Below are 17,359 nucleotides of genomic sequence, written 5' to 3'. Positions count from 1 at the left end.
GCGGGAGGGGTTACGGCCCCAGGATCGAAGGCCACGGGGGCGTCGAACGCCGCCTTTCGAGTGGCTCGCCGCAAGGCCTTCAGCAGGGTGGCGCCGAGCGTGAGGGTCAGTACGACGGTCAGTGCCGCGCGGCCCAGGTCCCAGCCCAGCGAGGTCGCCAGGCAGTACGCGAGGAAGCGCGCGAGGTTCGCGGCGACCGGATCCCCGGGGTGGAAGGAGATGCCGTGGGCCATGCCCTGCAGGATCACCCAGCCCTGCAGGTTCATGATCGTGCCGTACGCGAACGAACCGAGGAACCCGTACAGCGCGAGCATCGCCAGCTCGGCCCGCCCCCGGATCCGGTCCGGCCCCGGCAGCAGTCCGGCGCCCAGCGAGAACCAGCCCATGGCCAGCATCTGGAACGGCATCCACGGCCCGACGCCCCCCGTGAGCAGGGCCGACGCGAACATGGTCACCCCGCCCAGGACGAAGCCGAAGCCCGGGCCGAGGACCCGGCCGCTCAGCACCATCAGGAAGAACATGGGCTCCAGGCCGGCCGTACCGGCGCCGAGGGGGCGCAGCGCGGCCCCGACCGCGGCCAGTACGCCGAGCATGGCGACGGCCTTGGCGTCCATCCCGTCGTCGGCGATGGTCGCGACGACCACGCCCACGAGGAGGGGGAGCAGGGCCGCGAAGAGCCAGGGGGCGTCCTGGGAGTGGGCGAAGCCGGACTGGCGGTCGGCGAGGAGCGGCCAGCCGAAGGCGGCGAGGCCGATGAGGGTGACGAGGACCAGGGCGGCGGCGGCGCGGGGGCCGATGCGGAGGGGGCGGGCGGCCGGGGCGGCCCGGGTGGCCGGGGACGGTGGGGTCGAGGGGGTCGCCGGGGTGGAGGGGGTCGGCGGGGTCGGCGGGGTGGCTCGGGTCGGCGTGCTCATGCGTCCGCCCGGGCGGAGAGGGCCGCCGCGACCTGGGAGACCGTGAGCCAGTGGCCCGGGGCCAGGATCTTGGCCACCTGCGGTGCGAAGGCGGGGGAGGAGACGACGACCTCCGCCGTCGGGCCGTCCGCGACGATCTCGCCGCCGGCCAGGATCACCACGCGGTGCGCCAGCTCTGCGGCGAGCTCCACGTCGTGTGTGGCCAGGACGATGGCGTGGCCGTCGGCGGCGAGCCCGCGCAGGATCTCCACGAGGCGGGCCTTGGCGGCGTAGTCCAGCCCGCGGGTCGGCTCGTCGAGGAGCAGCAGGGCCGGTCGGCCGGTCAGGACCAGCGCCAGGGCGAGGGCCAGGCGCTGGCCCTCGGAGAGGTCGCGCGGGTGGGTGTCGTCGGGGACGTCGGGCAGGAGCGCGGCGACGAGGGCACGGCAGGTGCCGGGCGCCTGGCCGGCGTCGTGATCGGCGGCGGTGCACTCGGCCGCGACGGTGTCGGCGTAGAGGAGGTCGCGGGGCTCCTGCGGGACGAGGCCTACGCGGGTCACCATCTCGGGGGGCGGCGTGCGGTGGGGGGTGCGGCCGCTGACCGTCACCTGGCCGGTGGTGGGCTCCAGGGTGCCGATGAGGGTGGCGAGGAGGGTGGACTTTCCGGCGCCGTTGCGGCCCATCAGGGCGATGGTCTCGCCCTTCGACACGGTGAGGGTGATGTCGCGGAGGACCTCGGCGCGGCCGCGGCGCAGGGAGACGGCCTTGACGGTGGCCGGAGGCGTTTGGGCGGGACCCGGGGTGTGCGGAGTCGCCCCGGCGGGGGCGGGGGCGGGGGCGCGGGCCGACCGGCGGGTGGGGTGGCCGCGGAGGCGCAGCCGGGCGAGGAGGCCGGGGCGGGGCGCGGGGCCGTGGGTGCCCTGCGGGCGACTGTCCCCTACCCACCCTTCGCCCGTTCCCCGGGGCTGCGCCCCGGACCCTGCCGGAGACTGCGCCCCGGGCCCGGCTTGGGGCTGGGCCCCGGACCCTGCCGGAGACTGCGCCCCGGACCCGGCTTGGGGCTGGGCCCCGGACCCTGCCGGAGACTGCGCCCCGGACCCGGCTTGGGGCTGGGCCCCGGACCCTGCCGGAGACTGCGCCCCGGACCCGGCTTGGGGCTGGGCCCCGGACCCGATCTGGGGCTGCGCCCCGGCGCCGGCCACGGCCTCTGCCGGAGGCCCGGCCTGGGGCTGCGCCCCGGACCCGATCTGGGGCTGCGCCCCGGACCCCGCCCGAGGCTGCGCCCCGGAGCCGGGCTGTGTCGCCGTGCCGGCTTCGGGCTGCGTCCCCGGCCCCGGCCGGGGCTGTGACGGCGGCGGCGGCGGGGGTGGTGTGGGGGTGGAGAGGCGGGCTCGGAGGGGGGTGGCTTGGCGGCGGGCGTCGCGGATGGAGAGGGGGAGGGGGGACCAGGCGGCCAGGCGGCCCAGGGCCACCACCGGGGGGTGGACCGGGGAGATGGCCATGATCTCGGAGGGGGTGCCCAGGACGGCGGGTGCGCCCGGGGAAGGGAGGAGCAGGACCCGGTCGGCGTACTGGACCACGCGCTCCAGGCGGTGCTCCGCCATCAGGACGGTCGTGCCGAGGTCGTGGACCAAGCGTTGCAGGACGGCCAGGACTTCTTCCGCCGCCGCCGGGTCGAGGGCGGACGTCGGCTCGTCCAGGACCAGGACGCGCGGGTGCGGGGTCAGGACCGAGCCGATCGCCACCCGCTGCTGCTGGCCTCCGGACAGGGTGGCGATGGGGCGGTCGCGGAGGTCGTTCAGGCCGAGGAGGTCGAGGGTTTCCTCGACGCGTCGGCGCATGACGGAGGGCGGCAGGCCCAGCGACTCCATGCCGTAGGCGAGCTCGTCCTCGACGACGTCCGTCACGAAGTGGGCCAGCGGGTCCTGGCCGACCGTGCCGACCACGTCCGCGAGCTCCCGCGGCTTGTGCGTGCGGGTGTCCCGGCCGGCCACCGTGACCCGCCCCCTGAGGGTGCCTCCGGTGAAGTGCGGGACCAGGCCCGAGACGGCGCCGAGGAGGGTGGACTTGCCGACGCCGGAGGGGCCGACCAGGAGGGTCAGCTCCCCCTCGGGGAGCGCGAAATCGGCGTGGGCGAGGGAGGGCGCGGCAGCGCCCTCGTACGTCACCGATACGTCTTCGAAATGGATCACGGGGGCCTTACGCCTCCTTCGGCGCTGAGGTCGGAGACGTGGGTGAGGGCGGCAGCGGGGCCACCAGCGCCGGGAGCAGGCCCAGCAGGATCGCCGCGGCCGGCCAGAGCGGGAGGGTCGGAACGACCAGCGGGACCACGCCTGGCCGCAGCGCCTCGGGGTCCAGGGACGCGGTCCGGATCAGCAGCGCCGCGACCGCCGCGCCCGACCCGGCGACCAGCCAGGCCCGTACGCCCCACCGGTCGGGCCGGTACCGGGTCCGGATCGACCGGCGGCCGCCGAGGCGGAGGCCGGCCAGGGCCAGGAGGAGGGAGGCGAGGAGGAGCACGAGACCGTACTCGGCGCCCTCCGCCGCCAGCAGCCCGTACGTGCCCGCGCACATGCCGAGCAGCCCGCCGAGGGTGAGCGCGTTGGTGGTGTGGCGGACGGCGGCCGGGACCCGCGCGGTGCGGCCGTAGCCGCGGGCGTCCATGGAGGCGGCGACGGCCACCGAGCGTTCGAGCGCGCCCTCCAGCACCGGGAGGCCGATCTGGAGGATCGCCTTGACCCCGCCGGTGGGGCGGCCGCGCAGGCGGCGGGCCGTACGGAGGCGGACGACGTCCGCGACCATGTTCGGCGCGAAGGTCATCGCGACGACCACGGCGACGCCGACCTCGTACAGGGCCGCGGGCAGGGACTTCAGCAAACGCGCCGGGTTCGCGAGGGCGTTGGCGGCGCCGACGCAGATGAGGAGCGTGGCGAGCTTCGCGCCGTCGTAGAAGGCGAAGACGAGCTGCTCGGCGGTGACCCGGCCACCGATCCTGATGCCCTGCGTCCAGTCCGGGAGCGGGACCTCGGGGAGGGTGAAGAGGGTGTGGGTGCCGGGAATGGGGGAGCCGAGCAGCATGGAGAAGACGAGGCGCAGGCCGATGACGAAGAGGCCGAGCTTGACGAACGCCCCGTACGAACGCGCCCAGGGGGCGTCGGTGCGGCGGGCCGCCACGACGTAGCCGGCGACGCCGACGATCAGGCCGAGCAGGAGCGGGTTGGTGGTGCGGGAGGCGGCGGTGGCGAGACCGAGGGCCCAGAGCCACCAGGCACCCGCGTGCAGGGCGTTGCCGCGCGTGGCCTCGGGGGCGTGCCAGATCCTTTTGTACGTCGGCACGCGCGGGGTGCCGGTCGCCCTGTCGGGGGCGTTCGGGCGGGGCGGGGTGGGGACGTCGGCTGCCGCGCCGTGGGGGGTGCGCCCGGCCTGCGGCCGGGCGGGGTTCCCACCCGCCGCACCACCCGTGCGGGTGGCCCCGGTGGGTGACTGAGCGCCGTCGGCGCCCGTCCCGCGGCTACCGCCCACCACCGTCATCGGGTGCGGCGTCGGCGGGACTGCCAGAAGCCGGCTGCACCCAGGGCGGCCACCGCCGCGATGCCCGCGAGGAGGCCCGCCGACGGGCCGCCGCCGCCCGCAGAGCCGGAGTCGGCGGCGGGCTCGGCCGGGGCGGTGGCAGTGGCAGTGGCAGTGGCGGTGTCGGTGTCCGCGACGGGTTCGCCGCAGCCCTGCTTCGGGTAGCCCGAGATCGCGCACAGGAGCGCCGCGCTGTTGTAGCGCAGCGGCTTGGCGACCTCCGCCAGCGCCTCGGCCGTCGTGGCGTCCGGGCCGACCTGCGCGCACGCCGTCCGCGGAGCGTCCTGTGGCGGGGTCTCGCCCGACTGGGCCTCGGCGGGGGTGCCGAAGTCGATGACCAGGGCGATCCGCCTCTTGCCCGCCACCGGGGCGGTGGCCGAGCAGATGGCCGCGAAGTCGGCGTCCGCGCGCGGCGGGACGGCCTGGTCGGCCGCGTCCTTGCTCACCACGAAGTGGAAGCCCTGCACGGATCCGTCCGCCGGTCGCGCCGACGAGGGGCCCTGGGTGGCGTACGACCAGCTGCCGCCCGCGCCGTCCCAGAACGACCAGTAGCGGTACGTCGAGGCCAGGGCGGGCGACGCGGCCAGCAGGGCCAGCGTCAGGGCGATGCCGGTGAGCAGGGCCGACAGGGTCAGGGGGCGGCGCCGCATCAGAGCTGGTTCCGCTTCCGGCGGCCGCTCAGCACGATGCCGATGCCCATGCCGGCCGCCGCGCCCGCGAGGATCATCCACCAGACGTTGCCGCCGCCGGAGTCCTTCTCGTCCTTCTTCTCCCCCGGCTGCTCCGACGCGTTCGCGGAGGCGCTCTGCGGCGCCGGGCCCGTGGCGTTCAGGGCCGCGACCAGGTCGGTGCCGCCGAAGGACTTCGGGTCGGTGCCGGTCGCGTGCGCGGCCAGGATCAGGGTGCCCAGTCCGGCCGGGTTGTCCTTGGACCACGCGGCGGAGTTGTCCTTCAGCCACTCCAGCGCGCCCGCCGCGGACTGCTTGTGCCCGGCCGCGGCCAGGGCGATGACCGCGTCGGCGGTGTTGCCGGTGTCCGCGGTCGGCTGGTCGGCGCCCGGGGTGAGGGCGGTGAGGTGGCCGTCCTTCTTCAGGGCCTCCGCCAGGTATCCGGCCGCGCCCTGGGCCGCCGCCGCCGGGTCACCGGCGGTCGCCGGGCAAGCGAGCGGGGCCGCGGGGGTGTCCGCAGGAGAGGAGGAGGGGGAGACGAGCGCGCCCGTGCCGAGGCCGGCCAGTACGGCGGCGGCCGTCGCGTCGGCGTTGGCGGGGAGCTTGCCGTCGGCCGTCGGCTGGTAGGCGAAGGCGCCGCGGTCCGCGGCCGGCTCGGCCGAGCAGCCGAGCTGGAAGGCGAGCAGACCCTCGTACGCGGACTTGCCGGCCTTGGACTTGACCTCGGCCGGCTTCTCGCCCGCCGCCGCCAGGGCGCTGATCACCACGGACGTGGAGCTGGCCTCGCTCGGGGAGCCCGGGACGTAGGCCCAGCCGCCGTCCTCGTTCTGGACGGACTTCAGCCAGTCCACGCCCTTCTTCACGGCGGCGTCCTGGCCGCCGAGCGCCTTCAGCGCCTGCACGGCCACCGCGGCGGCGTTCGTGTCGAGCATCGTCTTCGCGTCGCACGCGGCTGCCGCGTCCGCGCGGAAGGAGGCGAAGCCGCCGTCGGCGCACTGCTGGCCGACCAGCCAGTCCACGGCCTGCTGCGCGGGCTTCACGCCCACGGTGTGCTGGGCGAGCAGCGCGAACGACTGCCGCCACACGCCGTCGTACGTCGGGTCGTTCTTGCCGAAGAGCCCGAAGGGTACGACGGGCGCCGGCGACGGAGTGGCGACATCGGCGAGGGCCGCGGGGGCCGCGCCCACGCAGAGCACGGCGGAAACGGCGAGCGTGGCGGCGCTGCGGCGGACGTTCATGGCGGGGCGGGGGCCTCTCGTGCTGGGGACCCGGAGGCAGGCAGCACAGCAGCGGAGGCTGGCACCGGGCTCCGGCTCCGTTTACCTCGACGGTGCCGGCCGCCGGGGGACCCGGCGGCACGAGCCGCGCACCTCCGGCACGGGGCAATCCGGCTCCCCGCCCCGATGCTGCCGGGTCGGGTCACGGTTGCGGGTCAGCGCCGGATTCGCACCGGCTTCCCCCCGTACGGAAGTGTGGACGACGCCCATACTCTACCGGCCCGTAGCACCGGTGCCCGGTGGCGCCGCCCACCCGCGCCCCTTACACCGCCCGGTACGTCACGGGGGCGCTGCCCGGTACCGCCTCCGCCCGGCCCTGCTTCACGAGGCGCCGCAGGTGGGCTTCCGCTTCGGAGACGGCGATGTTGCGGGAGCCGTACGGGATCTGCTCCCAGGGCCGGTTCCACTCCATCCGCTCCGCCAGCGCCCACGGGGTCAGCGGCTCGGCGGCCAGCAGTTCCCGCAGCCCGGTCAGCCGCTCCTCGTGGTGGTCCAGGAGCTCCCGTACGCGGGCCGGGGCGTCGGTGAAGGCGTGCTGGTGGGCCGGGAGGACCTCGGCGGGCTGGAGGCGGCCGATGCGTTCGAGGGAGTCGAGGTAGTCACCGAGGGGGTCGGTGACCTGCTCGGACGAGGGGTCCTCGTAGAGGCCGATGTGCGGGGAGATCCCGGGCAGCAGGTGGTCCCCGGAGAAGAGGCGGCCGTTGCCGGGGAGGTTCGCCGGGTGCTTCTCCTCCAGGTGCAGGCAGACGTGGCCGGGGGTGTGCCCGGGGGTCCAGATCGCCCGCAGCCGGCGGCCGGCCAGCGGCAGCAGCTCGGCGGGGACGATCTCCCGGTCGGGGACGGCGGCCCGCAGCCCCGGCAGGGTGCGCATGCGGCCGCTCGCGCGGGCGGCGCGCAGCGGGGCGATGTGCTCCTCGGGGGCTCCGGCGGTGGCCAGCTTCTCGCTCATGTAGTCGAACCAGACGCCGGGCTCGGAGGCCCGGGTCCGTACGACGACCTCGGTGTCGGCGGCGTGCATGGCGATCCAGGCGCCGGAGGCGTCGCGGACCTGGCCGGACAGGCCGTGGTGGTCGGGGTGGTGGTGGGTGATGACCACGCCGTGCACGTCGGCGACGGCGATGGAGAGGGCGCCGAGGCCGGCGACGAGGGTGTCCCAGGACTCGGGGTCGTCCCAGCCGGTGTCGATGAGGACCGGGCCGCGGTCGGTGTCGAGGACGTGGACGAGGGTGTGGCCGAGCGGGTTGTCGGGGATGGGGACCTTGATGCCCCACACGCCGCCGCCGTGATCGGTGACGTGAGGTGCCACGCCTGGGGTGTCCTCTGCCATGAGGGGCTCCGCTCTAACGAGAACAGGTCTAACGAGAACAGGTCTAACGAGAACAGGTCTAACGAGAACAGGTCTAACGAGAACAGGTTCAACGAGAACGTGTTGCAATAGTCGCCCAAGTCGACCACTTTCGCGGGCTCCTGGCTAGTCGTTGGATCTTCAGGGTCTCGGCCGAGCCGGTGAGCGGGCGGTTCGGTCAGCGCCGTGGACTCCTAGAACTAGAACTGGTATCAGTTCTGGAACGCCAAGCCGCAGGAGGCATCAGCCATGACCGAGCTCGTGGAACACGGAAAACTGTTCATCGGCGGTGAGTGGACGGATCCGCTGGGCTCCGACACGATCAAGGTCGTCTCGCCCCACACCGGGCAGGTCATCGGCAGCGTCCCGCACGCCTCGAAGGCGGACGTGGACCGGGCCGTCGCCGTGGCCCGCAAGGCCTTCGACGAGGGCCCGTGGCCGCGCACCACGCTCGAAGAGCGGATCGCCGTCGTCACCCGGATCAAGGACGCCATAGCCGTCCGCCACGAGGAGATCGCCCGCTCGATCAGCTCCCAGAACGGGTCCCCGTACTCCTGGAGCATCCTCGCCCAGGCCCTCGGCCCGATGATGGTCTACGACGCCGCGATCACCGTGGCCCGCGCCTACCCCTACGAGGAGTTCCGCCAGGGCGTCCTCGGCCCGATCCTCGTCCGGCGCGAGGCCGTCGGCGTGGTCGCCGCCGTCATCCCGTGGAACGTCCCGCAGTTCGTGGCCGCCGCCAAGCTCGCGCCCGCGCTGCTCACCGGCTGCACGGTGATCCTCAAGCCGTCCCCGGAGGCGGTCCTCGACTCCTACATCCTCGCCGACATCGCCCGCGAGGCCGGACTGCCCGAGGGCGTGCTGTCGATCCTGCCCGCCGACCGCGAGGTCAGCGAGTACCTCGTCGGCCACCCGGACGTGGACAAGGTCGCCTTCACCGGCTCCGTCGCCGCCGGCCGGCGGGTGATGGAGGTCGCCTCGAAGAACCTCACCCGCGTGACCCTCGAACTCGGCGGCAAGTCCGCGGCCGTCATCCTCCCGGACGCCGACCTCGACACCGCCATCGCCGGCATCGTCCCCGCGGCCTGGATGAACAACGGCCAGGCCTGCGTGGCCCAGACCCGCGTCCTCGCCCCGCGCGGCCGCTACGAGGAGATCGCCGAGGCGCTCGCCGCCGCGGCCTCGGCGCTGGTCGTCGGCGACCCGCTGGACCCGGCGACGCAGCTCGGCCCGCTGGTGGCCAGGCGGCAGCAGCAGCGCTCGCTCGACTTCATCCGGATCGGCCAGGAGGAGGGCGCCAAGGTCCTGTCCGGCGGCGGCCGCCCGGCGGGGCAGGGGCTGGACCAGGGCTGGTACGTGGAGCCGACGCTCTTCGGGGACGTCGACAACTCGATGCGGATCGCCCGCGAGGAGATCTTCGGCCCGGTCGTCTGCCTGATCCCGTACGGGGACGAGGCGGAGGCGCTACGGGTGGCCAACGACTCGGAGTTCGGACTCAGCGGCAGCGTCTGGACCGCCGACGTCGAGCACGGCATCGACTTCGCGCGGCAGGTGCGGACCGGCACCTTCAACGTGAACACCTTCAGCCTGGACATGCTCGGGCCGTTCGGCGGCTACAAGAACAGCGGCGTCGGCCGGGAGTTCGGCCCGGAGGGGCTGAGCGAGTACCTGGAGCACAAGATGATCCACCTCCCGGCAGGGTACGTACCCCCCGCGGCCGGTGCGTGATGGGCGACCGGTGGCACGTCGAGGTGGACCGCTCGGTCTGCATCGGCTCGGGGATGTGCGTGAACCACGCCCCGGACGGCTTCGCCCTCGACTCCGCGCGGCAGTCGCATCCGCGGATGGCGGAGACGGACGCGAGCGAGCCGGTGCTCGCGGCGGCTGAAGGGTGCCCGGTCGAGGCGATCGCGATCACCCTGCTGGGGAACGGCGAGGCGGTGTTCCCGCCGGAGGAGTGAGGGGACCGCGCCGCGCCCCTGTCGGGGCCGGGACCGGCTAGGGGTCGGGGCCTGGACCGGCTAGGGGCCCCGGACCTGTTGCCGCGTGCGGCGCCGTCGCCGGGGACCAGCCCCCGGACCCCCGCGCCTCAAACGCCGGCGGGGCTGGATGTGGCCGGCGTCGGCTTGCAGGTGCGGGTCCGCCGGACAGGGCGGGTCCGCCGGGGCGAGCGGGTCGGGTCCGTCCGCAGGGGCGGAGCCGGGCGGCGCGACCGACGCGGTCCGGTTGTCGGGCCGGGGCCTCGCCTCGCCCTACGGCGGGATCAGGACTTTTTCGGAGGTGCCGCAGAGGTCGTCGCGGGGGGCTGCGGGGCCGTGAGGTCGATCAGGCGGCAGACCGTTTCGATGTCGATCTTCACCTGGGCGATCGAGGCGCGGCCCGAGAGCCAGGTGATCAGTGCCGAGTGCCAGGTGTGCTCGATCACCCGGACCGCCGACAGCTGTTCCGCGGTCGGCGGGGCGTCCAGGCCCATCGCGTCCAGGATGATCGCCGTCGTCAGCCGGGAGACCGTGTCCACCTCGGGGCTCACGCTGCGGTCCGCGAAGGTGAGGGCCCGGACCATCGCGTCCGCCAGCTGCGGCTCGCGCTGCAGCGCGCGGAAGGCGCGCATCAGGGTCTCCGCGACCCGGGCCGCGGGCTCGTCCCCGGCCGGCGGGCGCTTGCGCAGCGTTCCGTGCATGTGCTGGAGCTGGTCCTGCATGGTCGCGACGAGCAGGTGCACCTTGGAGGGGAAGTACCGGTAGAGGGTGCCCAGGGCCACGCTGGAGGACTCCGCCACCTCGCGCATCTGCACCGCGTCGAAGCCGCCCCGGCTCGCGAGCTGGGCGCTGGCGTGCAGGATCCTCCTGCGGCGTGCCTCCTGGCGCTCCGTCAGGGGCGGAGACGCCGGTGTGGTGACGGCTGGGGTCACGGCCTTCGCTTCCGCTGTCATCTGTCCCGTTCCGGTTCCAAGGCGTTCCCGTTCCAAGGTCTTCATGTCCGTGCTGGGCCGCATCGGGCTGTCGCGCGCCCAGCATGGCAGGCGTCCGATCCGTGGCGCGAATCACCCGCCACCCCTCTTACGGTGTGGTTTCCGGCCGGTAGATTCAATGCTCTTCAACGGATCAAGTCTGAAACTTGTTCTACATTATCCGAGCGGTTACGCTCCGGCGAAAGTGCAGGGAGAAGGGGGCCGAGAGTGACCGCAGAGGCCATGGTGACGAGCCCTCTCACGGGCCCGGCCGCCGACGACAGCCGCCCGTTGCGGATCGCACTCCTCACCTACAAGGGGAACCCGTTCTGCGGTGGCCAGGGCGTCTACGTCCGCCACCTCGCGCGCGAGCTCGTGAAGCTGGGCCACTCCGTCGAGGTCATCGGCGCACAGCCCTACCCGGTGCTCGACACCGACGCCCTCACCGGCGTCGGCGCCACCCTCACCGAGCTCCCCAGCCTGGACCTCTACCGCAGCCCCGACCCGTTCCGCACGCCCAAGCGCGACGAGTACCGCGACTGGATCGACGCCGTCGAGGTCGCCACCATGTGGACCGGCGGCTTTCCCGAGCCGCTGACCTTCTCGCTCCGCGCCCGCCGCCATCTCGCGGCCCGGGCGGGCGAGTTCGACGTGATTCACGACAACCAGACGCTCGGCTACGGGCTGTTGGCCGACCTCGGCGCCCCGCTGGTCACCACCATCCACCACCCCATCACCGTCGACCGCGAACTGGACCTGGCCGCCGCCAAGGACCGCAGGAAGCGCGCGTCCGTGCGGCGCTGGTACGGGTTCACGCGCATGCAGGGCCGCGTGGCCCGGCGGCTGTCCTCCGTGCTCACCGTCTCCGGCTCCTCCAAGAAGGAGATCGCCGAGCACCTCGGCGTCCAGGACGAGCGCATCCACGTCGTCCACATCGGCGCCGACACGGACCTCTGGTCGCCCGACCCCTCCGTGGCCGAGGTGCCCGGGCGGATCGTGACCACGTCGAGCGCCGACGTCCCGCTCAAGGGGCTCGTGCACCTCGTCGAGGCGCTCGCGAAGCTCCGCACCGAACAGCCCGAGGCCCACCTCGTCGTCGTCGGCAAGCGTGCCGAGAAGGGCCCGGTGGCCCGCGCGATCGACGCGTACGGGCTCCAGGACGCCGTCCGCTTCGTCAAGGGCATCACCGACACCGAGCTCGTCGACCTCGTCCGCGGCGCCCAGGTCGCCTGCGTGCCCTCGCTGTACGAGGGCTTCTCGCTCCCGGCCGCCGAGGCCATGGCCACCGGCACCCCGCTGGTCGCCACCACCGGCGGTGCGATTCCGGAGGTCACCGGCCCCGACGGCGAGACCTGTCTGGCCGTGCCGCCCGGCGACGCGGGCGCACTGGCCGCCGCGCTGGGACGGCTGCTGGGCGACGCCGAAATGCGCACCCGGCTCGGCGCCGCCGGCCGCGAGCGGGTGCTGTCCCGCTTCACCTGGGCCAAGGCCGCCGAGGGCACCGTCGTCCACTACCGCGCCGCCATCGAGCGGGCGGCGGCCGCGAAGTCCCGTACCGCCCGGTGACCTCTCCCTTCCGTCCGATGCAGTTCCCCTCCCCACCCCGCGACCGCGAAGGCAGGACCACGTGCTGACCGTCGATTTCTCCCGGTTCCCGCTCGCCGCAGGCGACCGCGTACTCGATCTGGGCTGCGGCGCAGGCCGGCACGCCTTCGAGTGCTACCGGCGCGGCGCCCAGGTGGTCGCCCTCGACCGCAACGGTGAGGAGATCCGCGAGGTCGCCAAGTGGTTCGCCGCGATGAAGGAGGCGGGCGAGGCCCCGGCCGGCGCCACCGCCACCGCCATGGAGGGCGACGCCCTCGCGCTGCCCTTCCCCGACGAGTCCTTCGACGTCGTCATCATCTCCGAGGTGATGGAGCACATCCCCGACGACAAGGGCGTCCTCGCCGAGATGGTCCGCGTCCTGAAGCCCGGCGGACGCATCGCCATCACCGTGCCGCGCTACGGCCCCGAGAAGATCTGCTGGGCGCTGTCCGACGCCTACCACGAGGTCGAGGGCGGCCACATCCGCATCTACAAGGCGGAGGAGCTGCTCGGCAAGATGGAGTCCGCGGGCCTCAAGCCGTACGGCACCCACCACGCGCACGGCCTGCACTCGCCGTACTGGTGGCTCAAGTGCGCCTTCGGCGTCGACAACGACAAGGCGCTGCCCGTCAAGGCGTACCACAAGCTCCTGGTCTGGGACATCATGAAGAAGCCGGCGCTGACCCGGCTCGCGGAGCAGGCCCTGAACCCGGTCATCGGCAAGAGCTTCGTCGCCTACGCCACCAAGCCGCACCTCCCCGTGGCCGCGGCCGCGCCCGCGGGCGCCGCGCAGTGAGTTCTCCCGGGCGCCGCACCGCACCCGAACACCTGGTCCTGGACGGCGTGCTGACCGCCGATCAGGCCGCCGCCACCGTCGCCGGGATCCTCGCCGCGCAGCGCGCCGACGGGGCCATCCCCTGGTTCCGCGGGCACCACCTCGACCCGTGGGACCACACCGAGGCCGCGATGGCGCTCGACGCGGCGGGGGAGCACGAGGCCGCGGAGCGGGCGTACGACTGGCTGGCGCGCCACCAGAACGAGGACGGCTCCTGGTTCGCCGCCTACGCCGACCGCGAGGACGGGGTCGACACCCTGGAACCGCAGGACGCGAGCCTGGAGACCAACTTCGTCGCGTACCTCGCCGTGGGCGTCTGGCACCACCACCTGTCCACCGGCGACGAGGCCTTCCTCGACCGGATGTGGCCCGCCGTGTACGCGGCCGTCGAGTTCGTCCTGCGGCTCCAGCAGCCCGGCGGCGAGATCGGCTGGAAGCGCGAACCGTCCGGCGAGGCCGTCGCGGACGCGCTGCTCACCGGGTCCTCCTCCATCCACCAGGCACTGCGCTGCGCGCTGGCCATCGCCGAGTACCGGGGCGATCCGCAGCCGGACTGGGAGCTGGCCGCGGGCGCCCTCGGGCACGCGATACGCCGGCACCCGGAGCGGTTCCTCGACAAGTCCCGCTACTCCATGGACTGGTACTACCCGGTGCTGGGCGGGGCGCTGACGGGCGCGGAGGCCAAGGCCCGGATCGAGGAGCGCTGGGAGGAGTTCGTCGTCCCGGACCTCGGCGTACGGTGCGTGCTGCCGAACCCCTGGGTGACCGGCGGGGAGTCCTGCGAACTGGCGCTCGCGCTGTGGGCGACGGGGGAGTCGGACCGGGCCCTGGAGATCCTGCGCTCGATAGGCCACCTGCGGGCCGACAACGGCATGTACTGGACCGGGTACGTCTTCGACGACCGGGCGGTCTGGCCCGTGGAGCAGACCACCTGGACGGCGGGCTCGCTCCTCCTCGCAGTGGCCGCCCTGGGCGGCGACGAGGCCACCGGCACGGTCTTCGGCGGGCTGGCGCTGCCGGCCGGCCTGGAGCCGGACTGCTGCGCCGAGGCGCCCGCCTGAGCCGAGCCCGTGCTCGGGCCCGTCCTCAGGACCGTACTCCGGCCCGTCCCCCGGCCCGTGCCGGGGGAGGCCGGCCGGCTGCCGTCAGCGGCGGTACAGCCGGCCGGCGATGGCGTGGCCGATGACCAGGTAGGCGACGGCCGCGATGCCGTAGCCGATCACCACCTGGACCCAGTCGCGGTTGAAGGTGAAGAGGTCGTACGACCAGCCGGCCAGCCAGCTCGCCGCGTCGTGGATGAAGTCGACCAGCGCGTTCCCCTGGTTGGCGTCCAGCAGGTACAGCAGGATCCACAGGCCGATGACGAAGGCCATGACGTCGGCCACGACCGCGACGGCACGGCCCGCCTGGCTGCTTCCTCTGGTGTGCGCTCGCGTGTGTGTGGGCATGCCGCGCTTATGGCCGCTCCCCGGCCGGGTAAACCCGAACGGGCCCCCCGGGTGGCGGAGTCGGGTGGCCGGGGTGAGGCTGCGGGGGACGCCTCAGTCCCCGGAGGAGACCCGTGTCCGTACCCACCCCAGCCGTCCGCTTCCGCCGTGCCCTCACGGCGGTGCTCCTGTCCTGCGCCCTGCTCGGCGGTGCCACCGCCTGCGGCTCGGGCGGTGGCGACAAGACCGCCGCCGGTCAGGCCGACGAGGTCTCGGTGGCCATGGCCGCGTTCGCGGAGGCCGACGCGGCGGCCTCCGCGGAGGACGCGGAAGCGGCCGCCGCCACGCCCTCGGCGAGCACCCCGGCGGAGAAGCAGAAGTTCGCCAAGACCCGTTTCGTCGCCAACGCGGGGCTCGCGGCCGGCGCCACCTACCAGTGGATCGTCAAGCCGTACCGTGACGGCAAGTTCAAGAAGGGCACCAAGGGCCGCACCTTCGCCCTGGTCAAGGCGGGCCTCGCGGGCGCCTTCGCCTACAACCGGCTGAAGGCGGCCTCGGAGAACGCCAAGGGCGATCCGCTGCTGTCGAAGGCCGTGGGCCCGCTGACGGCGGGCATCGACTCCCTCAAGGGACTCGGCTCCAAGCTGCGCAAGGGCCAGGCGGGCGACGCCGACATCGGCGCCTTCGAGGACGTCATCAACGGCGTCAAGGACGCCGGGAAGAGCGCGGGCGCCACGGTGACCGACAAGATCCCGAGCGCCGGGCAGCTGACCGGCTGAGCGCACGCGCGGCCTTCCCGATGCCGCCGCCCTGGAACGGGCCGGACCGGAACATTCCGGTCCGGCCTGTTCGACCTGTTTGAATGGGCGGGTGATCGAGTACGTGGTCCTCGCCGGCGCCGCCGCCGGAACCGCCTGGCTGATGCGCCGCAAGCACCTGCGGCGCGGGGCCGTCGCGCCCGTGCCCGGCATCCCGTGCATGGCGCGCAGGCCCGCGGGCACCGGCCGCTGGCGCAGCGGCCGGGTCTACGCCGACCGCGGCGCGGCCCGCTGGGTGCCCGGCCGGGGCGAGCCCGTGACCCTGACCGGCGGCCGCGCCATCGGCGTACGGGCGCCCTCGGTGAAGGAGGGGATCTCCATCAACCCCGGCTCGCGGATCGTCACCTGTGCGTTCGAGGACGGCGGCACCGCGGGCGACATGGAGATCGCGGTGATGCCGCTGGACCTGCGGGAACTGCTGGCCGCGGTGGAGCAGCCGGACGGCGGCGGGACGGCAGGGACGGCAGGGACGGCAGGGACTGCGGAGACGGACGAGCCGGCCTAGGCAGGCACCTCGTCGCGCCGCGCGCCGCGGTAGCGGCCGGGCGGGATCCCGTAGGTCCGTTTGAAGGCGTGGGCGAAGGCGTACTCCGAGGTGTAGCCGGAGCGGGCCGCCACCACCGACAGGGGCGTGTCGGTGGTGCGCAGCAGGCGCGCGGCCGTGGTCATGCGCCACCACGTCAGGTAGGCGAGCGGCGGCTGCCCGACGCGTTCGTGGAACCGGCGGGCGAAGGCGGCCCGCGACAGCCCGGCCCGCGCCGCCAGGGAGGCGACCGTCCAGGGGTGGTCCGGTTCGGCGTGGACGGCCGCCAGCGCGGCGCCGACGGCGGGGTCGGCGAGCGCCGCCGCCCAGCCCGTCCGCCCGGCCTCCCCGGCGGCTCCGCCCGGTCCGCGAACCCCGCCCACGTGCGCCCGCAGCACGTACAGCAGCAGCACGTCCAGCAGGGCCGGGAGCAGCGTGTCCGTCCCCAGCCCGGGCTCCTGCGCCTCCCGGGCCAGCAGGGCCACCGCCTCGGCCGCGCCGGGCTGTCCGCCGGGCAGGTGGAGCACCTCGGGGAGTTCCCGCAACAGCGGATGCGCGTGCTCCGCCTCGATCCGGTACCCGCCGCACAGGGTCACGGTGACCGGCCCGCCGCCCGGCTCCCCGACGGTGTCCCGGACGAGCAGGGCGGGTTCGCGGTCGGGGTCCCAGCGGGGTTCGGCCGGCTCCGCCGACGGCTCGCCGAGCAGCGTGTACCCGTGCCCGTGCGGCAGGAACAGCACGTCCCCGGCGTTCAGACGGACCGGCCCGGAGGCGCTCGCCAGCAGGCAGCTCCCGCTGAGCACCACCTGGAAGCCCGCCGACCCGGGGACCGCGGGGAACCGCTGGCCCCAGGGCGCGTGCCACTCCACGAGCGCCGACGTGGGCCTGCCCGTACGCATGAGCGCGATGACATCGCTGAGTACGTCCACGCCCGGCAGCTTAGACGGATGCGCAGGAAACCTGGATCCTCACGCATGGATCGTCTTCCGCCCGGCTCGTAGCGTGGGGACCATGAACGAAACCCGCCGCCCCGCCGCCACGATGCGCGCGGCCCGCATCCACGCCTACGGCGGCCCCGCCGTCATCCGCCACGAGGAGGTGCCGGTCCCCGTCCCGGCTACGGGCGAGGTCCTCGTGGAGGTGGCGGCCACCTCCTTCAACCCGTCCGAACTCGCCCTGCGCGCCGGGTTGCTGCGGCAGGTCCTGCCCCTGGACCTGCCGCACGTCCCGGGCTGGGACCTGGCGGGCACGGCCGTCGCCACGGGGGAGCGGGTGATCGGCCGGCTGGACGCGGGCGGAGCCGCCGCCCGGTACGTGTCCGCCGCCCCCGAACTGCTGGTCCCCGCCCCCCGCTCCCTCCCCCTCACGGCCGCGGCGGCGATCCCGGTGGCCGCCTGACGGCCTGGCAGGCGTTGTTCGAGGCGGCGGGGATCGGCCGGGGCAGCCGGATCCTGATCAACGGGGCCGGC

Annotated in this window: 17 protein-coding genes; 8 read left to right on the top strand and 9 right to left on the bottom strand. The window is 74.4% G+C overall.

Going from position 1 to position 17,359, the window contains the following annotated elements; all coding sequences use genetic code 11:
- The 6 genes from AC6CKD_RS11515 to AC6CKD_RS11490 form a co-directional block, all read right to left on the bottom strand.
- A partial coding sequence (locus tag AC6CKD_RS11515; RefSeq protein WP_498326924.1) for an ECF transporter S component occupies nucleotides 1-914 on the bottom strand: 914 nt, incomplete at its 3' end.
- Nucleotides 911-3,085, bottom strand: coding sequence for an ABC transporter ATP-binding protein (locus AC6CKD_RS11510; protein WP_498326923.1), 2,175 nt, complete (start codon nucleotides 3,083-3,085; stop codon nucleotides 911-913). The genes AC6CKD_RS11515 and AC6CKD_RS11510, both read right to left, overlap by 4 nt.
- A gap of 7 nt (nucleotides 3,086-3,092) precedes the next feature.
- On the bottom strand, nucleotides 3,093-4,229 hold the full coding sequence (locus AC6CKD_RS11505; RefSeq protein WP_498326970.1) for an energy-coupling factor transporter transmembrane component T: 1,137 nt from the start codon (nucleotides 4,227-4,229) through the stop codon (nucleotides 3,093-3,095).
- A 191-nt stretch (nucleotides 4,230-4,420) separates the two neighbouring features.
- Nucleotides 4,421-5,113 (bottom strand): SCO2322 family protein, encoded by a 693-nt coding sequence (locus tag AC6CKD_RS11500; protein ID WP_498326921.1) that lies wholly within the window; start codon nucleotides 5,111-5,113, stop codon nucleotides 4,421-4,423.
- Nucleotides 5,113-6,369: an SCO2321 family membrane protein gene (locus AC6CKD_RS11495; protein WP_498326919.1), complete on the bottom strand. Its 1,257-nt coding sequence runs from the start codon at nucleotides 6,367-6,369 to the stop codon at nucleotides 5,113-5,115. The genes AC6CKD_RS11500 and AC6CKD_RS11495 overlap by 1 nt, the downstream gene beginning before the upstream one ends.
- 301 nt (nucleotides 6,370-6,670) lie before the next feature.
- A complete protein-coding gene (locus AC6CKD_RS11490) occupies nucleotides 6,671-7,735 on the bottom strand; it encodes a Strvi_7410 family MBL fold metallo-hydrolase (RefSeq protein ID WP_498326918.1) in 1,065 nt (354 codons plus the stop codon).
- Between the two features lie 267 nt (nucleotides 7,736-8,002).
- Between AC6CKD_RS11490 and AC6CKD_RS11485 the strand changes: the two genes are divergently transcribed.
- Together AC6CKD_RS11485 and AC6CKD_RS11480 are read left to right on the top strand one after the other, a co-directional pair.
- Nucleotides 8,003-9,481 carry an aldehyde dehydrogenase gene (locus tag AC6CKD_RS11485; protein WP_498326917.1) on the top strand — a complete coding sequence of 493 codons (1,479 nt, stop codon included), beginning with the start codon at nucleotides 8,003-8,005 and terminating at the stop codon, nucleotides 9,479-9,481.
- Nucleotides 9,481-9,714 carry a ferredoxin gene (locus tag AC6CKD_RS11480; protein ID WP_498326968.1) on the top strand — a complete coding sequence of 78 codons (234 nt, stop codon included), beginning with the start codon at nucleotides 9,481-9,483 and terminating at the stop codon, nucleotides 9,712-9,714. The genes AC6CKD_RS11485 and AC6CKD_RS11480 overlap by 1 nt, the downstream gene beginning before the upstream one ends.
- A 302-nt stretch (nucleotides 9,715-10,016) precedes the next feature.
- On the opposite strand, the gene AC6CKD_RS11475 is transcribed toward AC6CKD_RS11480, so the two are convergent.
- Nucleotides 10,017-10,685 (bottom strand): TetR family transcriptional regulator, encoded by a 669-nt coding sequence (locus AC6CKD_RS11475; RefSeq protein WP_498326916.1) that lies wholly within the window; start codon nucleotides 10,683-10,685, stop codon nucleotides 10,017-10,019.
- 246 nt (nucleotides 10,686-10,931) lie between these two features.
- On the opposite strand from AC6CKD_RS11475, the gene AC6CKD_RS11470 reads away from it, so the two are divergent.
- From AC6CKD_RS11470 to AC6CKD_RS11460, 3 genes are all read left to right on the top strand, one after another.
- Entirely contained in the window at nucleotides 10,932-12,269 is a 1,338-nt protein-coding gene (locus AC6CKD_RS11470; protein ID WP_498326915.1) for a glycosyltransferase family 4 protein, read from the top strand.
- A 61-nt stretch (nucleotides 12,270-12,330) separates the two neighbouring features.
- A complete protein-coding gene (locus AC6CKD_RS11465; RefSeq protein WP_498326914.1) occupies nucleotides 12,331-13,083 on the top strand; it encodes a class I SAM-dependent methyltransferase in 753 nt (250 codons plus the stop codon).
- Nucleotides 13,080-14,183 carry a prenyltransferase/squalene oxidase repeat-containing protein gene (locus AC6CKD_RS11460; protein ID WP_498326913.1) on the top strand — a complete coding sequence of 368 codons (1,104 nt, stop codon included), beginning with the start codon at nucleotides 13,080-13,082 and terminating at the stop codon, nucleotides 14,181-14,183. The genes AC6CKD_RS11465 and AC6CKD_RS11460 overlap by 4 nt, the downstream gene beginning before the upstream one ends.
- Nucleotides 14,184-14,267: 84 nt before the next feature.
- Here AC6CKD_RS11460 and AC6CKD_RS11455 read toward each other — a convergent pair whose 3' ends face one another.
- Entirely contained in the window at nucleotides 14,268-14,570 is a 303-nt protein-coding gene (locus tag AC6CKD_RS11455; RefSeq protein WP_498326912.1) for a hypothetical protein, read from the bottom strand.
- Nucleotides 14,571-14,830: 260 nt separating this feature from the next.
- Between AC6CKD_RS11455 and AC6CKD_RS11450 the strand changes: the two genes are divergently transcribed.
- On the top strand, nucleotides 14,831-15,328 hold the full coding sequence (locus AC6CKD_RS11450) for a hypothetical protein (RefSeq protein WP_498326967.1): 498 nt from the start codon (nucleotides 14,831-14,833) through the stop codon (nucleotides 15,326-15,328).
- A gap of 91 nt (nucleotides 15,329-15,419) precedes the next feature.
- Nucleotides 15,420-15,872 carry a hypothetical protein gene (locus tag AC6CKD_RS11445; RefSeq protein ID WP_498326911.1) on the top strand — a complete coding sequence of 151 codons (453 nt, stop codon included), beginning with the start codon at nucleotides 15,420-15,422 and terminating at the stop codon, nucleotides 15,870-15,872.
- On the opposite strand, the gene AC6CKD_RS11440 is transcribed toward AC6CKD_RS11445, so the two are convergent.
- Entirely contained in the window at nucleotides 15,869-16,819 is a 951-nt protein-coding gene (locus AC6CKD_RS11440; RefSeq protein ID WP_498326910.1) for an AraC family transcriptional regulator, read from the bottom strand. The two genes, AC6CKD_RS11445 and AC6CKD_RS11440, sit on opposite strands and share 4 nt — an antisense overlap.
- Before the next feature lie 82 nt (nucleotides 16,820-16,901).
- Between AC6CKD_RS11440 and AC6CKD_RS11435 the strand changes: the two genes are divergently transcribed.
- Entirely contained in the window at nucleotides 16,902-17,288 is a 387-nt protein-coding gene (locus AC6CKD_RS11435) for an alcohol dehydrogenase catalytic domain-containing protein (RefSeq protein ID WP_498326909.1), read from the top strand.
- Nucleotides 17,289-17,359: the final 71 nt, after the last annotated feature.

It is taken from the genome of Streptomyces sp. GQ60 (assembly GCF_059758875.1).
Note: the sequence above shows the minus strand (reverse complement) of the source record. Positions and strands in the feature narration are given on the sequence as shown.

Bases quoted from the DNA above. Each gene is read 5' to 3' on its own strand.
- AC6CKD_RS11455 (WP_498326912.1), bottom strand. From the start codon at position 14,570: ATGCCCACACACACGCGAGCGCACACCAGAGGAAGCAGCCAGGCGGGC.
- AC6CKD_RS11450 (WP_498326967.1), top strand. From the start codon at position 14,831: ATGGCCGCGTTCGCGGAGGCCGACGCGGCGGCCTCCGCGGAGGACGCG.
- AC6CKD_RS11490 (WP_498326918.1), bottom strand. From the start codon at position 7,735: ATGGCAGAGGACACCCCAGGCGTGGCACCTCACGTCACCGATCACGGC.
- AC6CKD_RS11475 (WP_498326916.1), bottom strand. From the start codon at position 10,685: ATGACAGCGGAAGCGAAGGCCGTGACCCCAGCCGTCACCACACCGGCG.
- AC6CKD_RS11495 (WP_498326919.1), bottom strand. From the start codon at position 6,369: ATGAACGTCCGCCGCAGCGCCGCCACGCTCGCCGTTTCCGCCGTGCTC.
- AC6CKD_RS11480 (WP_498326968.1), top strand. From the start codon at position 9,481: ATGGGCGACCGGTGGCACGTCGAGGTGGACCGCTCGGTCTGCATCGGC.
- AC6CKD_RS11500 (WP_498326921.1), bottom strand. From the start codon at position 5,113: ATGCGGCGCCGCCCCCTGACCCTGTCGGCCCTGCTCACCGGCATCGCC.
- AC6CKD_RS11435 (WP_498326909.1), top strand. From the start codon at position 16,902: ATGAACGAAACCCGCCGCCCCGCCGCCACGATGCGCGCGGCCCGCATC.
- AC6CKD_RS11485 (WP_498326917.1), top strand. From the start codon at position 8,003: ATGACCGAGCTCGTGGAACACGGAAAACTGTTCATCGGCGGTGAGTGG.